The sequence below is a fragment of the Hahella sp. HN01 genome (assembly GCF_018986435.1).
Lineage (GTDB): Bacteria > Pseudomonadota > Gammaproteobacteria > Pseudomonadales > Oleiphilaceae > Hahella.
The window spans coordinates 1-1,249 of sequence record NZ_JAHMIN010000123.1; the positions used below are offsets into that span (position 1 = coordinate 1).

Here is a 1,249-nt window from a genome sequence, read left to right on the forward strand (position 1 = left end):
TCTCTCGACGAGGATCAGAAAGGCTGGAGAAATGGTGTTTAACGCCGTCAATTAAAGAAGAACCCATAACAGTCCTTATTAGGGGAGAAAAATGGGCGTACTCTATGRATTTACTGTCTACTATTCAACCACATAGTGCGATTTGCCTGTCCTGCAAGTGAGTATGCAGGTATAAACCTTCTCTTTAATGAAGTTACAGTCCTTGATAAAGAATTCTGCAATGTCTTTTTTATGAAATTGGACAGTAAAGTATCTGTTAATTGCAGATAGATATTTTGGGTAGTACTTCGAGATAAAAATAGGGGTATAATTATTTTTATATGATGACTTTATAAATTCATTATCGCTAAACCTTGCTGAGGAATCACTATCAATCCTATCTTTATTTTTTCAAATATTAAAAATTAAATCATATATAACTGGGTTGCAATGAGTTATAAGATTTTCCTAATTCATTGGTTAACAATTACGAGGTTAGGCCAATTATTAATCGCCCGGCAGATTTTCCTGGATATTACCAATAGCTTATAAACACGGGTAACATGGCTTTTCTATGCTTAAGCGTGCTCTAACTCTGACTATACTCATCCTGCTTGCAGGATGCGGGCAATCCGATCCCCAAAAAATAGGGCCTTCGACAGCTCCTCAGTATTCTGAGGTTCAGCTGAGGGAACTTTCTAAACTATGTGATGCGGATGAGCCTTCAGAAGCTAGTGTTGTTTCCTGCATCACGCTAAATAGAGTAAAGAAAAGTATAATTCTAGATTTGGAAGGAATGAATATAAGAAGTCTCCCGGAAGATGCCTTTATGGAAATGGAGCATGTTCGAATATTAAGGTTGGGAAATAACTCTCTTTCTGAGTTGCCAAAGTCAATTGCTATGCTAAAAGAATTGAGGCAGATATATATTGATGATAATAATTTTTCTGAGTTTCCTGCCGTTTTGTTCTCATTGACCAGTCTAAAAGATATATTTGCGTCTAATAATCATATTGGTTCCATTCCTAAAGAGATAGAAAGGTTGAAGTCTCTTCGGAGGATAATTGTTTCCTTGAGTGATTTTAAAGAGTTCCCTGTTCAGCTAAAAAACAATGAGGAGCCAGGCAAATCGCACTATRTGGTTGAATASTAGACAGTAAATTCATAGAGTACGCCCCTTTTTCTCCCCTAATAAGGACTGTTATGGGCTCTTCTTTAATTGACGGCGTTAAACACCATTTCTCCAGCCTTCCTGATCCTCGTCGAGAGA

At 37.2% G+C, this 1,249-nt stretch carries 1 protein-coding gene; it reads left to right on the plus strand.

Features of this window, described 5'->3' with window-relative positions; genetic code table 11:
• The first annotated feature begins 553 nt into the window (after window positions 1-553).
• A complete protein-coding gene (locus tag KP814_RS32560; protein ID WP_216740676.1) occupies window positions 554-1,132 on the plus strand; it encodes a leucine-rich repeat domain-containing protein in 579 nt (192 codons plus the stop codon).
• Window positions 1,133-1,249: the final 117 nt, after the last annotated feature.